The organism is Paraburkholderia sp. (assembly GCF_035501035.1).
Lineage (GTDB): Bacteria > Pseudomonadota > Gammaproteobacteria > Burkholderiales > Burkholderiaceae > Paraburkholderia.
The window spans coordinates 1-12164 of sequence record NZ_DATJWR010000059.1 but is presented as its reverse complement, the minus strand read 5'-3'; the positions used below and the strand labels follow the sequence as shown (position 1 = coordinate 12164).

At 65.1% G+C, this 12164-nt stretch carries 13 protein-coding genes; 9 read left to right on the top strand and 4 right to left on the bottom strand.

Going from position 1 to position 12164, the window contains the following annotated elements:
* From ahpF to VMJ11_RS03685, 3 genes are all read right to left on the bottom strand, one after another.
* On the bottom strand, nt 1-1433 hold a 1433-nt coding region (ahpF, locus tag VMJ11_RS03695), incomplete at its 3' end, for an alkyl hydroperoxide reductase subunit F (RefSeq protein ID WP_325617013.1).
* A 166-nt stretch (nt 1434-1599) separates the two neighbouring features.
* The gene (ahpC, locus tag VMJ11_RS03690) at nt 1600-2163 is read right to left on the bottom strand and encodes an alkyl hydroperoxide reductase subunit C (protein ID WP_201697325.1); all 564 of its coding nucleotides are present in this window, start codon (nt 2161-2163) and stop codon (nt 1600-1602) included.
* 401 nt (nt 2164-2564) lie between these two features.
* Nucleotides 2565-3473, bottom strand: a complete 909-nt coding sequence (locus VMJ11_RS03685) for a LysR family transcriptional regulator (RefSeq protein WP_325617008.1) — start codon at nt 3471-3473, stop codon at nt 2565-2567.
* Between the two features lie 111 nt (nt 3474-3584).
* Here VMJ11_RS03685 and VMJ11_RS03680 point away from each other — a divergent pair, with 111 nt between their 5' ends.
* The 7 genes from VMJ11_RS03680 (at nt 3585) to VMJ11_RS03650 (ending at nt 8636) form a co-directional block, all read left to right on the top strand.
* A complete protein-coding gene (locus VMJ11_RS03680) occupies nt 3585-4310 on the top strand; it encodes a pirin family protein (RefSeq protein ID WP_325617006.1) in 726 nt (241 codons plus the stop codon).
* Nucleotides 4311-4452: 142 nt separating this feature from the next.
* On the top strand, nt 4453-4866 hold the full coding sequence (locus VMJ11_RS03675) for a DoxX family protein (RefSeq protein WP_325617004.1): 414 nt from the start codon (nt 4453-4455) through the stop codon (nt 4864-4866).
* 155 nt (nt 4867-5021) lie between these two features.
* The gene (locus VMJ11_RS03670) at nt 5022-6407 is read left to right on the top strand and encodes an aspartate aminotransferase family protein (RefSeq protein WP_325617002.1); all 1386 of its coding nucleotides are present in this window, start codon (nt 5022-5024) and stop codon (nt 6405-6407) included.
* The gene (locus VMJ11_RS03665; RefSeq protein WP_325617000.1) at nt 6404-7090 is read left to right on the top strand and encodes a GntR family transcriptional regulator; all 687 of its coding nucleotides are present in this window, start codon (nt 6404-6406) and stop codon (nt 7088-7090) included. Before VMJ11_RS03670 ends, VMJ11_RS03665 begins: the two co-directional genes overlap by 4 nt.
* Nucleotides 7091-7176: 86 nt before the next feature.
* On the top strand, nt 7177-7734 hold the full coding sequence (locus VMJ11_RS03660; protein ID WP_325616998.1) for an FUSC family protein: 558 nt from the start codon (nt 7177-7179) through the stop codon (nt 7732-7734).
* 313 nt (nt 7735-8047) lie between these two features.
* Nucleotides 8048-8179, top strand: coding sequence for a hypothetical protein (locus VMJ11_RS03655; protein ID WP_325616996.1), 132 nt, complete (start codon nt 8048-8050; stop codon nt 8177-8179).
* 40 nt (nt 8180-8219) lie between these two features.
* Complete coding sequence (locus VMJ11_RS03650) at nt 8220-8636, top strand: rubredoxin (RefSeq protein ID WP_325616994.1); 417 nt, start codon at nt 8220-8222, stop codon at nt 8634-8636.
* A 49-nt stretch (nt 8637-8685) separates the two neighbouring features.
* Here VMJ11_RS03650 and VMJ11_RS03645 read toward each other — a convergent pair whose 3' ends face one another.
* Nucleotides 8686-9540, bottom strand: a complete 855-nt coding sequence (locus VMJ11_RS03645) for a helix-turn-helix transcriptional regulator (RefSeq protein ID WP_325616992.1) — start codon at nt 9538-9540, stop codon at nt 8686-8688.
* 214 nt (nt 9541-9754) lie between these two features.
* Here VMJ11_RS03645 and VMJ11_RS03640 point away from each other — a divergent pair, with 214 nt between their 5' ends.
* Together VMJ11_RS03640 and VMJ11_RS03635 are read left to right on the top strand one after the other, a co-directional pair.
* Entirely contained in the window at nt 9755-10585 is an 831-nt protein-coding gene (locus VMJ11_RS03640) for a carbon-nitrogen hydrolase family protein (RefSeq protein WP_325616990.1), read from the top strand.
* A gap of 160 nt (nt 10586-10745) precedes the next feature.
* A complete protein-coding gene (locus VMJ11_RS03635; protein WP_325616988.1) occupies nt 10746-12101 on the top strand; it encodes an APC family permease in 1356 nt (451 codons plus the stop codon).
* Nucleotides 12102-12164: the final 63 nt, after the last annotated feature.

Below are 12164 nucleotides of genomic sequence, written 5' to 3'. Positions count from 1 at the left end.
GTCTGGCCCTTCGCGTCCACTTCGATCTCGCCGTGCTTCGAAAGCGCCACCGTGCCCTTGAGGAACTCGGTGTTGGGCACGAGGCCGATCTGCACGAACACGCCATCGAGTTCGACATGATGTTTATCGCCCGTCGTGCGTTCGAGGTACGCGAGACCCGTGACCTTCTGGCCGTCGCCGGCAATCTCCGTGGTTTGCGCGTTCACGTGCACCGTGACGTTCCGCAGGCTGCGCAGCTTGCGTTGCAGCACTTCGTCCGCGCGCAGTTGCGCGCCGAATTCGAGCAGCGTGACATGGCTCACGATACCCGCCAGGTCGATCGCCGCTTCCACGCCCGAATTGCCGCCGCCAATCACCGCAACGCGCTTGCCCTTGAAGAGCGGGCCGTCGCAGTGCGGGCAGTACGCCACGCCCTTGTTGCGATATTCCTGCTCGCCCGGCACGTCAACGTTGCGCCAGCGAGCGCCCGTTGCGAGAACCACGCTCTTCGCGCGCAGCGTCGCGCCGCTCGCGGTGCGCACTTCGAAGCCGTTGCCCGTGGGCACGACCGCTTCGGCACGCTGCAGGTTCATGATGTCGACGTCATACGCACGCACGTGCTGCTCGAGCGCCGCCGCGAACTTCGGCCCTTCCGTTTCCTGCACCGAGACGAAGTTCTCGATGGCCATCGTGTCGAGCACCTGGCCGCCGAAGCGCTCGGCGAGCACGCCGGTGCGAATGCCCTTGCGCGCCGCGTAGATCGCAGCTGCCGCGCCCGCGGGGCCGCCGCCGACGATGAGCATGTCGAAAATGTCCTTCTGGTTCAGCTTCTCGGCCGCACGCGACGACGCGCCGGTGTCGAGCTTCGCGAGAATCTCCTCGACACCCATGCGGCCCTGACCGAACACTTCGCCGTTCAGGTAAATGGTCGGCACGGCCATGATCTGCCGCTTCTCGACTTCGTCCTGGAACAGGGCGCCGTCGATCGTGACGATCTTGACGTTCGGGTTGAGGCTGGCCATCGCGTTGATCGACTGCACGACTTCCGGGCAGTTCTGGCACGACAGCGACATATAGACTTCGAACGAGAATACGCCGTCGAGGCCGCGCACCTGTTCGATCACTTCGTTCTCGAGCTTGACCGGGTAGCCGCCCACCTGCAGCAGCGCGAGCACGAGCGACGTGAATTCATGGCCCATCGGAATGCCCGCGAACGTCACCTTGACGTCGGAGTTCGCGCGCCGGATCTCGAACGAAGGGGTACGCGCGTCGCCCGTTGCGGCGCCACGGCGTTCTTCGAGCGTGATGCTCTCCGAGAGCGGTGCGATGTCCTGCAGCAATTGCTGCAGTTCCTGCGACTTCTCGCCGTCATCCAGGAACGCAACGATCTCGATCGACTGCGTGACTTTTTCGAGGTAGCTTTTCAGTTGGGTCTTGAGATTTGCGTCGAGCATGGCGTTTTCCGGCAAGAGAAGAAGCGGGGGGAATGCGAAGAGAATGCATCGATGATGCGTCCGGGCCGCCGCCGCAAGGGTGCGGCCCGGATTTACAGCTTTGATTTACTGCTTATATCGGTTTCAGCGTCATGCGACCAGGGCGATCGCATGGATCATGCAACGCTTAGATCTTGCCGACGAGGTCGAGCGACGGCTTCAGCGTTTCTGCGCCCGGCGTCCACTTGGCGGGGCACACTTCGCCCGGGTGCGATGCGACGTACTGGGCAGCTTGCACTTTGCGCAGCAGTTCCTTCGCGTCACGGCCAATGCCGTTGTCGTGGATTTCGCACAGCTTGATTTCGCCTTCCGGGTTGATCACGAACGTGCCGCGCAGCGCGAGGCCTTCTTCTTCGATCATGACGTCGAAGTTACGCGTGATTGCGCCGGTCGGGTCGCCGACGAGCGGGTACTTGATCTTGGCGATCGTGTCCGACGTGTCGTGCCATGCCTTGTGCGTGAAGTGCGTGTCGGTCGACACGCCGTAGACCTCGACGCCCAGCTTCTGGAATTCAGCGTACTGGTCGGCCAGGTCGCCGAGTTCCGTCGGGCACACGAACGTGAAGTCAGCCGGGTAGAACACGACGACCGACCACTTGCCCTTGAAGTTCTCTTCCGAAACCGGAACGAACTTGCCATTGTGGTAAGCGGTGGCTTTGAACGGCTTGACTTGCGTGTTGATGAGAGACATGCGGTGATTCCTCGCTCTGGGGTGGAAAAGGTATGGACGAAGGTTACGGGAACCGCGTCCGTTTGAAAAATTGGTTGCTTTGATCGCGGGTATTAACCCTGCCTATCGGGCCCCATTGAAAGCTTCAAAGCCCGCCAGTACGGCGATCCGCGCCCGCTTCAAGCGGCCCGAGCAACCCTCGGGGCGGTGAGCATACAACGAAACTGCGACATTGCGCCTCACATGCCCGCTCGTTCGTGGTGCATATGCGAGGCCGAAGACCGCAGCATCCGATGTGATCGCAGCAGCGCGCAACGGTTCCGCGAAGCTGCATCTGCCTTGAGCCACCAACGCGCGCGCCGGGCGCCGTCGCTTAGATGAAGGCGCAACGGCCTTTGCACAAGAGCTGCGACATTGCTGCGTCAAAGCGCTCCACCGCGCGCGGTTGCTGCACGCGCCGCGAGGCGCTCGCGCAGATATTGCGTGAACGCCCGAATCGTCACGGAAGCTTCACGATGCAGCGGATACAGCGCGTGCAGCGCATTGGGCGGCGGCATGAACGGCTCGAGCACCTCGACGAGCAGCCCCGCATCCACGGATCCCGCCACGATGAAGTCCGGCAGATAGCAGATGCCGAGCCCGGCGATGGCCGCATCGCGGATCACCTCGCCGTTGTTGGCGCGCAGCGGCCCGTGCACCTCGAACGCCGTGCGCACGCCGTCGACGATGAACTCCCAAGGCGCGCGGCCCTGCTGCCCGTAGGGCAGGCAGGCGTGCCGGGCGAGATCGGCGGGCGTTTGCGGCGCATGGTGCCGACGCCGGTAGCCGGGGCTGCAGCAGGCGATCATGCGCACGTCGATGAGCTTTTGCGCAACCAGCGTCGAATCGGCGAGGCGGCCAATGCGCAGCGCCATGTCGAAGCCCTCACCGATCACGTCGACGTTGCGATCGCTCAGGTCCATGTCGAAGCGAACATCCGGATGCGCGCTCAGAAATTCCGCCACCAGCGGCGAGAGATGCGCCATGCCGAACGACATAGGCGCGCTCACTTTCAGGAGGCCGCGCGGCTCGCTGCGCCGGTCCGACATGGCCCGCTCGGCCTCGCCCACGTCCGCGAGGATGCGCTTCGCGCGCTCGTAGAACTCCTGCCCGAGATCGGTCACCGCCAGCTTGCGCGTGTTGCGCACGAGCAGTCGCGCCCCGAGATCCGCCTCGAGCGCCGCCACGCGCCGGCTCACGAACTGCTTCGAAAGCCGCAGCCGGTGCGCCGCCGCCGTGAAATTGCCCGCATCCACGGTGTTCACGAAGATCCGCATGTCGTCGAGTTGCATTCCAATTGTCCACTTGAATGTGACAGTGAGTCGTATTTTACGGTGATTCAAATCGATTTAATTGACCTAAACTGACGTCCATCCCAACCGAACACCCAACGGAGAGACGAAATGATCGAACTTCGCAAGGCAGACCAACGCGGCCGCGGCGAACATGGCTGGCTCAGCTCGCGTCACACGTTCTCGTTTGCGAATTACTACGATCCGAAGCAGATCGGCTTTTCGGACCTGCTCGTGATCAACGACGACCGCGTGGCCCCCGCGCGCGGCTTCGGCAAGCACCCGCACCGCGACATGGAAATCTTCTCGTACGTGCTGGAAGGCGCGCTCGAGCACAAGGATTCGATGGGCACGGGCTCGGTGATCGTCCCCGGCGACGTGCAGCTGATGAGCGCCGGCACCGGCGTCGCGCACAGCGAGTACAACCACTCGGCCAACGAGCCGGTGCACTTCCTGCAGATCTGGATTGCGCCGAACGTGAAAGGCGCGCAGCCGCGCTACCAGCAAAAGAACGTTGCCGATGCCGACAAGCGCGGCAAGCTGCGGCTCGTGCTCTCGCCGGACGGCGCCGACGACTCGCTGCTGCTGCGCCAGGACGCACGCGTCTATGCGGGCCGCTTCGACGGCGCGGAAACCGCGAAGCTCGAGATCGGCGCGGACCGCCATGCCTACGTTCACGTGGCGCGCGGCAGCGTGAAGCTCAACGGCGTCGAGCTAGGCGAAGGCGATGGCGCGCGCATCCGCACGGAGCGCGAGCTGAGCTTCACCGACGGACACGATGCAGAGGTCCTCGTGTTCGATCTGCGTAATATCGAGGTGTCGGAACTCTGGTCCTGACCGGGTCCTGGCTGGCGGTAGCGCCAGTCATCACCGAGGCGCAGACCGGAGCGCGGCGGCCTGTCCAGTCAAGGCGAGCCGCCGCCCGGCCAGCGCGAACTCCAATCCACTGAACGAATTGAAACTACTCCGGAGAGAAACCATGCGATACAACCTGTTCGGGCCGGGCAACAGCGCCGTGCTACTGGTCTCGCGCATTCTGCTTGCCGCCCTGTTCGTGCTGTTCGGCTGGTCCAAGGTCACCGGCTTTTCGGGCACCGTCGACTACATGGCGCACGTAGGCGCGCCCGTGCCGATGCTCTCGGCGGCCATCGCCGTGATCATGGAGCTCGTGGTCGGCATTCTGATTCTCGTCGGCTTCTATACGCGGCCGCTCGCCGTGCTGCTCGCGCTCTACACCGTCGGGACGGCGATCATCGGCCATCACTTCTGGAACATGACCGGCGCGGATCAGATGGCGAACATGATCAACTTCTACAAGAACGTCAGCATTGCAGGCGGCCTGCTCGCCCTCGCAGTGACGGGACCGGGCCGGTTCTCGATCGACGGGAAGTGAGGTTCGCCGCCCGGGATTCATCCTGATTCCCACTGGCGCAAAGGCGCGATGCTCGCAGGCATCGCGCTTTTTTTTCGCAATCGGGAATTTGATCAAATTTACTTCGACATTCGCTCATGCGAAGATTTGATCAAATTCACAGGATGGAGACACCCATGCAGAGCCGTCAAGGCGTGAACTGGAACCGCGCGCAGCGCGTTCTGGCCCGCGAACGTGAAGCCTTCATCGCCGCCCGCCCGAAGTCGCGGGCGTTGTCGGCGCAAGCGGCGCAGCATCTGCTGTTCGGCGTGCCGCTGCACTGGATGAACGACTGGTCCACGCCCTTCTCGCTCTATGTGGACGCCGCGCGCGGCGCGACCTTCACCGACGTGGACGGCCATCGCTACGCCGACTTCTGCCTCGGCGACACGGGCGCGATGTTCGGCCACGCGCCGCAGCCCGTGGCGCGCACGCTCGCGGCCCAGGCGCAACGCGGCTTCACCACCATGCTGCCGGGCGAAGATGCCGTGGCGGTGGGCGAAGCGCTCGCGCAGCGCTTCGGCCTGCCCTACTGGCAGTTCGCGATGACCGCCAGCGACGCGAACCGCTTCGCCGTGCGCTGGGCGCGCGCGGCCACCGGGCGGCGCACGATCGTGGTGTTCAACGGCTGCTATCACGGCACCGTCGACGACGTGTTCGTCGATCTCGTCGACGGCCAACCCACGCAGCGCGCGAGCCTGCTGGGCCAGGTGCACGACCTGCTGCCAACCACACGCGTAGTCGAATTCAACGATCTCGAAGCGCTCGAGCGCGCGCTCGCCGATAACGAAGTCGCCTGCGTGCTCGCCGAGCCCGCGATGACGAATGTCGGCATGGTGCTGCCCGAGCCCGGCTTCTGGCGCGAAGCGCAGGCGCTCATGAAGCGGCACGGCACGCTGCTCCTCATCGACGAGACGCATACGATCAGCAGCGGCCCGCGCGGCTATGCGCGCGAGCACGACATCGAGGCCGATCTCTTCGTGCTCGGCAAGCCGGTGGGCGGTGGCGTGCCGTGCGCCGTCTACGGTTTCTCGGCCGAATTCGCGGCGCGCGCGCAACAGGCGAAGCACGATGCGCCCCCGGGCCACTCGGGCATCGGCACGACGCTCACCGCAAACGCGCTTTCCATGAGCGCGATGCGCGCGACGCTTGGCGAGGTGATGACCGAAGCAGCCTACGCGCACATGTTCGCGCTGGCTGGCCGTCTCGCGAACGGCCTTGCGGCAACGATCGAGCGACACGCGTTGCCGTGGTGCGTGACGCGCGTGGGCGCGCGCACCGAATTCCAGTTCTGCTCGGCGCCGCCGCGCAACGGCAGCGAAGCGCGCGCGGCCATGGACGACGAACTGGAGCACCTCGTGCATCTCTATCTGCTCAATCGCGGCGTGCTCATCACGCCGTTCCACAACATGATGCTCGTGTGCCCCGAGACGACCGAAGCCGACGTCGACCGTCTGCTCGCCGCATTCGATGCCTGCTTGAGCGAACTAGCCGACGCGGGCGAGCCAGGCGAGCCGCGATGAAAACGCGCGCGCATCAATCGCTGCAAGACGAGACCTACGCGACGCTGCGGCGCTGGCTGAGTCTCGGGCGCTTCGTGCCAGGCGAGCGCCTGCGCATCCATGCGCTGGCCGGGCAACTGGGCGTGGGTGAGATGCCGGTGCGCGCGGCGCTCGTGCGACTCGCCGGCGAATCGGCGCTCGTGAATCTGCCCAATCGCGGCGTGGTGGTCCCGCAACTCACGCGCGCGCAGTTCGACGACATCCTCAATGTGCGCGTGATGCTCGAAGGCGAAGCGGCATCGCTTGCCGTCACGCGCATCGCCGCCGACGAAATTGCGCGGCTCGATGCGCTGTGCGCACACATGGCCGAGGCGCTCGCGCAGAACAAGCGCGCACGCTATCTCGACGCCAACGAGGACTTCCATCTGCTGCTCTATCGCGCGAGCGGTTCGCCGCTGCTCGTGGATCTGATCGAAACGGTGTGGCTCCAGGTGGGGCCGATCTCGAATCTGCTGTTCGACGACGACGGCTTCGCTCACACACTCAACAGCGCGCACGAAGCGCTCATGCGCCGTCTCAAGCGCCGCGATGCCGAAGGCGTGCGGCGCGCGGTCGAACGCGACCTGCGCCACGCGGCCAGGCAGCTGCGCACGCATTGCCTGCCCGACGAGACGCACACGGCCCACAACGCAGACCCGCCTTGATATCCTTGGCGGCACGCCCGTGCCGGTTCGCCCGATCATGGCGGGGCCGCCATTCCTCACGTTCTCCTTACGATCGATCACGCGCGATGCACGACCCGCAAGACAACCTCTTCGCCTACCTCACGTCGCTCCAGCAGTCGGCGCTTACCGCGCTCAAGCGCCTGCCGCTCAAGAGCCGCGCCGCGCAGGGCACGCTCATGGCGCTGCGCGCCGTGTGCAGCGCGGGCCTCGCGTACAGCATCGGCCACGCGCTCCACACGCAACAGGCATTCTGGGCCGCCATCACGGCCATTGCCGTAACCCAGCACGATTACGCCGATACGCTTGCGCAGTCGCGCGACCAGTTCGTTGGCGCGATTGCGGGCGGCGCGGTGGGGCTCGCCACGGCTACGCTCGGCCCGGAGAATCTCGTAGCCTATCTCGTGGCCGTGAGCGTGGTGATCATCGGCTGCTGGTGCCTGAGCGTGAGCAGCGCCGCGCGTCTCGGCGCGATCACGACGACCATTGTCCTGCTCGTGCCCACGAACGGCCCCGTATGGGACATCGCGCTCTTTCGGGTGGCCGAGGTCGCCATCGGCATGGCGTGCGCGGTCCCGGTCTGCTGGCTGTTTTCGTATATCGAGCGACGCTGGCTGCATGCTTGAGCGGCCTTGAGCGCATGGCTCTCTCAACGCGCGCGAAATAAACCATCTCCGCCCGGTCGGGAATCCAGCGCGCGTTAGCGGCGATAATCAGGGCCGCAGTGCAGCGAAGGTCGCCTCCGGCTAAACGCAGTGGGCACACACGGGAAATCCTGCGGCGCGTGCGCGCAGCCGGCGCGCAAACGCCCCCGTCGACGCGAAATCGTGCGAAACTCCCCCGCCGCGCTCCCTCGCCATGCTGGTATTGCGGGGCACGATCGAGAACGAAACCCGCGTTGGCACGCGCCAGCGCCCTTCGCCGCAACTTCACACGCCTATGAACACCACCACCCGTCCCGCTGCTCCGGCCAACCCGCCTTCGCGCAAGTCCATCACCCTGCTGCAGTTGCTCGCGCTGATCGGCGCAGCCGGCATCGCGGCCTCGCTGCTCTTCCGGTACTTCCTCTGAGCGCAGCGCGTCCGGGACGCAACGCAAACCGTTTTCGCTTATGTACAAGAAAGGCGTCGCCCTCGAAATCCAGTTCTCTCCCGAACGCCTGAATGACGGCGCTGGCGATCCATACTGGATCGACCTCACCGCCGACGAAGCCGCCGCGCTGCTCGATACGCTGCAAACGAAGCTCGCTGCGCGCGAAACGACCGCGGCGCCGCTCGTCGTTGCGCTCGACACGTCGCGCGCGAGCGCAGCGGATCAAGCCGCGCCCGCCGCCACATCGCCCGCCGCCGGCACCGACGACGGCTTCAAGCAATGGGTCTGCGTGATCTGCGGTTGGGTCTACGACGAGGCGGCCGGCGCTCCGGATGACGGCCTCGCCCCCGGCACGCGCTGGGCCGACGTGCCCGACGACTGGCGCTGCCCGCTCTGCGACGTGGGCAAGGAAGACTTCGCGCTGATCGAATTCTGAAGCGGGCCTGAGAGCGTCGCGGGCGCGCAGTGGGCGGCCCGCGACGCGCTCAGGCCCCCGCGCGCCCGAGCGGCTCGTAGAACAGCGCGAACAGTTCCGACTGCGAACTCACGCCGAGCTTTGCGTAGATATGCTTCTTGTGCGCCCGCACGGTCTCGAACGAGATTTCGAGCCGCTCCGCGATCGCGCGCGTGGAAAAACCGCTCAGGCTCAGCCGCACCACTTCGATCTCGCGCGCCGTGAGCGGCACGCGTCCGCTTTGCTGCGTGACCGCCTCGATGCGGCTCACGAAGCCCGCTTCATTGAGCTGACTCTCGGGCGCGGCGCTTTCGGCTTCGGGCAGGTCCGACGCCAGCGCCGTCGCCACGCTCTCTTCGAAATGTTCGTATGCGAGCCGCTGCTTCATGAGCGCCACCACCCAAGGCGCAAACATCGCGCACTGCGCGATGTCGCGCTCCGTGTAATGGTGCCTTGCGCCGATTGAGAAAATCAGCGTGCGCTCGCCATCGATCGGCAAGTTGAACTGCATCTCGTCGCCGATGATGTTGCTCTTGAAATAGCGCTGATAGTAGTCCGTCATGCGGAAGTTGTCGGGCGCGACTTCGGCGAGCGTGACGAGCCCCGCGCGCGGCTTTTCGCACGCATTGATGTAGAACGGATCGAGCTGGTACATCGCCTCGAGATACGCGCGGAACAAGAGATCCACGGTGCCGTCGGGCATGGGCGACTCGGCGCAGACGAGCGGCGCGCGATCGCGCGTGAAGACGAGCGCGCACCAGTTGTCGAACGCGACGAAGCGCTCGATCACGCGCGTCATGCGGGTCCAGAAATCGGGGCCGTCGAGGGCGTCGATCAGCGTCGCGATATGGTGATGGAACGCGCGGTCCTGCCAGTCGGGTTCCATGAGTCCTCCGATCAGGGTACCCCTGGTGGGTAATTCCTGGACAAAAATAACGTGGAGATAATAGCCGCTCCTGACGCTCGTGCGGTACCGCTTTCGTCCCTTTCATAGTACGTAAGCCTCGCCGCCCGCAGCGCCCGACGAACCTGCAACCCCGCAGGCACATTCGCAAGCGATTCAACGTAGGCGACAAACGCAGGCGACATAGGAGACAAGCATGCAACTCGAACTCGCGCAGATCCCGCTCGTGGACGGCGCAGTCGCCCCCAATCTGGCCCGCGTTCTCGACGCGATCGGCAAGCGCCGCGAAGGCAGCGATCTGATCGTGTTCCCCGAGGCCACGCTCACCGGCTTTCCCACGCGCGAGAACGTGCGCGACGTGGCCGAAGCGCTCGATGGCCCCTCGCTCTCGAAAGTTCGCGACGCCGCGCGCGCCGCGAACGTGGGCGTGGCCGTCGGCCTCGCCGAGCGCGAAGGCGATCGCTTCTACAACACAACGGTCCTGATCGACGAACGCGGCGACATCGCGCTGCGCTACCGCAAGACGCACCTGTGGGCCACGGACGTTGGCGTGTTCACGCCGGGCGACCGCTTCGAAGTATGCGAATTCAAGGGCATGACCGTTGGCCTCCTGATCTGCTACGACATCGAGTTTCCCGAAACGGCGCGCGCCGTGGCCTCGCTGGGCGCGGAAATGCTCGTCGTCACGAACGGCAACATGGACCCATTCGGCCCTGTGCATCGCCGCGCCATCGTGGCCCGCGCGATGGAGAACCAGATGTTCGCCGCGCTCGTGAACCGCATCGGCAGCGGCGACGACAACCTCACGTTCCCCGGCGAAACGGCGCTCGTGAGCCCGTTCGGCGACGTGCTCTGCGAGCTCAAGGATGAAGACGCGGTGCTGCACGCGAAGGTGGACCGCGCGCTGCTCGCGCAAAGCCGCGAGCACTACAGCTATCTGCACGACGCCCGCGTTGCGCTCGATCTCCTCGACGAAAACGACGCCAACGGACGCCGCTCGCTGAACATCCGCCCGCGCACGCGCTAAAGGCAAGTCAAAGTCACGTCAACGGTACGTCGACGGCGCGCGAAAAACACACGCCAACGCGCACCGCAAGCATCCGCATGGGATGGCATGGCCTCGCCTCACGGCGTGGCCGGCCGGCTCATGCATGCCCCATCCGCAGCACCCTGGAGACAACTGCACCATGAAGCCCGCCACGCCGTCGCATGAACGCGGCACTCACGAACCTCATCTGAAGCGCACGCTCGGCCTGCCGTCCGTGCTCCTGTTTGGCCTCGCCTACATGGCACCGCTGATCGTCTACGGCACCTACGGCGTGCTCGCCGGCGCAAGCCAGGACACCGCCGCACTCGCCTACCTCATCGCACTGATCGCGATCGTGTTCACGGCGCTCAGCTACGGCAAGCTCGCACGCCTCTTTCCCGTGGCCGGTTCCGCCTACACGTACACGCGCAAGAGCTTCAACGCGCACCTGGGCTTCATGATCGGTTGGGCCACGCTGCTCGACTACTTCTTCCTGCCGATGGTGATCTGGTTGATCGGCGCGGCCTACCTGGGCGCCGCATTCCCGAGCGTGCCCACGTGGATCTGGATCGTCGCGTTCATCGTGCTCACGAGCGGACTGAACATCATTGGCATCGAGCTGGCTGCGCGATTCAACATCGTGCTGATGATCGTGCAGCTCGGCATTACCGCGATGTTCGTCGTGCTGTGCCTGCACTATGCCGCGGCAGCTGCCGGCCCTGGCGGCCTCATCACGGCGCAGCCGTTCTTCCAGCCGCACGTGCCGCTCTCGGCGACGATGGCCGGCGCCGCGATTGCCGCGTACTCGTACCTCGGCTTCGACGCCGTTTCCACGCTCACCGAAGAAACCATCGAGCCCGAGAAGAACATTCCGCGTGCCATCCTGCTGATCGCGCTGGTGGGCGGCGCGATCTTCGTGATCGCCGCGTACACGCTGCAGCTCGCTCACCCGGGCGCCGTATTCAAGGACCCGGATTCGGCCGCGTTCGAAATCGCGCGCAAGGTGGGTGGCGATATCTTCGTGACGATCTTCCTCGCCGGGCTGATCCTCGCGCAGTTCGCCTCGGGCATCTCGGCGCAGGCTAGCGTGGGGCGTCTGCTCTATGCAATGGGCCGCGATGAAGTGCTGCCCAAGTCGATCTTCGGCTTCATTCACCCGCGTTTTCGCACGCCTACGATCAACATCGCGATTGCCGGTGCTATCGGTTTGATCGCGCTGAAGCTCGATGTGGCCACTTCCACCTCGTTCATCAATTTCGGCGCGTTCCTCGCGTTTACCTCTGTGAATCTTTGCGTGATTCGCCAGTACTTCAGCGGCGCGGCGGGTACGCGCGGCTTCGGCTTCGTCGGTGGTGTGGTGTTTCCGCTGATTGGTGCCGTGACCGACATCTGGTTGCTGTGCAGCCTCGAAAAGACCGCGATTGTGCTCGGCGTGATCTGGTTCGTGCTCGGCCTCGTGTACCTCGGCTGGATCACGCGATGCTTCCGGCAGGCGCCGCCGGAAATGGCCGTGTGAGTAGCGCGGTTTGGGGTTTTCTTGTTTTCGTGTCGGTATGCAGGCGTTGCCCCTGTGCGGGGC

Bases quoted from the DNA above. Each gene is read 5' to 3' on its own strand.
- ahpC (WP_201697325.1), bottom strand. From the start codon at position 2,163: ATGTCTCTCATCAACACGCAAGTCAAGCCGTTCAAAGCCACCGCTTAC.
- VMJ11_RS03685 (WP_325617008.1), bottom strand. From the start codon at position 3,473: ATGCAACTCGACGACATGCGGATCTTCGTGAACACCGTGGATGCGGGC.
- VMJ11_RS03680 (WP_325617006.1), top strand. From the start codon at position 3,585: ATGATCGAACTTCGCAAGGCAGACCAACGCGGCCGCGGCGAACATGGC.
- VMJ11_RS03675 (WP_325617004.1), top strand. From the start codon at position 4,453: ATGCGATACAACCTGTTCGGGCCGGGCAACAGCGCCGTGCTACTGGTC.
- VMJ11_RS03670 (WP_325617002.1), top strand. From the start codon at position 5,022: ATGCAGAGCCGTCAAGGCGTGAACTGGAACCGCGCGCAGCGCGTTCTG.
- VMJ11_RS03665 (WP_325617000.1), top strand. From the start codon at position 6,404: ATGAAAACGCGCGCGCATCAATCGCTGCAAGACGAGACCTACGCGACG.
- VMJ11_RS03660 (WP_325616998.1), top strand. From the start codon at position 7,177: ATGCACGACCCGCAAGACAACCTCTTCGCCTACCTCACGTCGCTCCAG.
- VMJ11_RS03655 (WP_325616996.1), top strand. From the start codon at position 8,048: ATGAACACCACCACCCGTCCCGCTGCTCCGGCCAACCCGCCTTCGCGC.
- VMJ11_RS03650 (WP_325616994.1), top strand. From the start codon at position 8,220: ATGTACAAGAAAGGCGTCGCCCTCGAAATCCAGTTCTCTCCCGAACGC.
- VMJ11_RS03645 (WP_325616992.1), bottom strand. From the start codon at position 9,540: ATGGAACCCGACTGGCAGGACCGCGCGTTCCATCACCATATCGCGACG.
- VMJ11_RS03640 (WP_325616990.1), top strand. From the start codon at position 9,755: ATGCAACTCGAACTCGCGCAGATCCCGCTCGTGGACGGCGCAGTCGCC.
- VMJ11_RS03635 (WP_325616988.1), top strand. From the start codon at position 10,746: ATGAAGCCCGCCACGCCGTCGCATGAACGCGGCACTCACGAACCTCAT.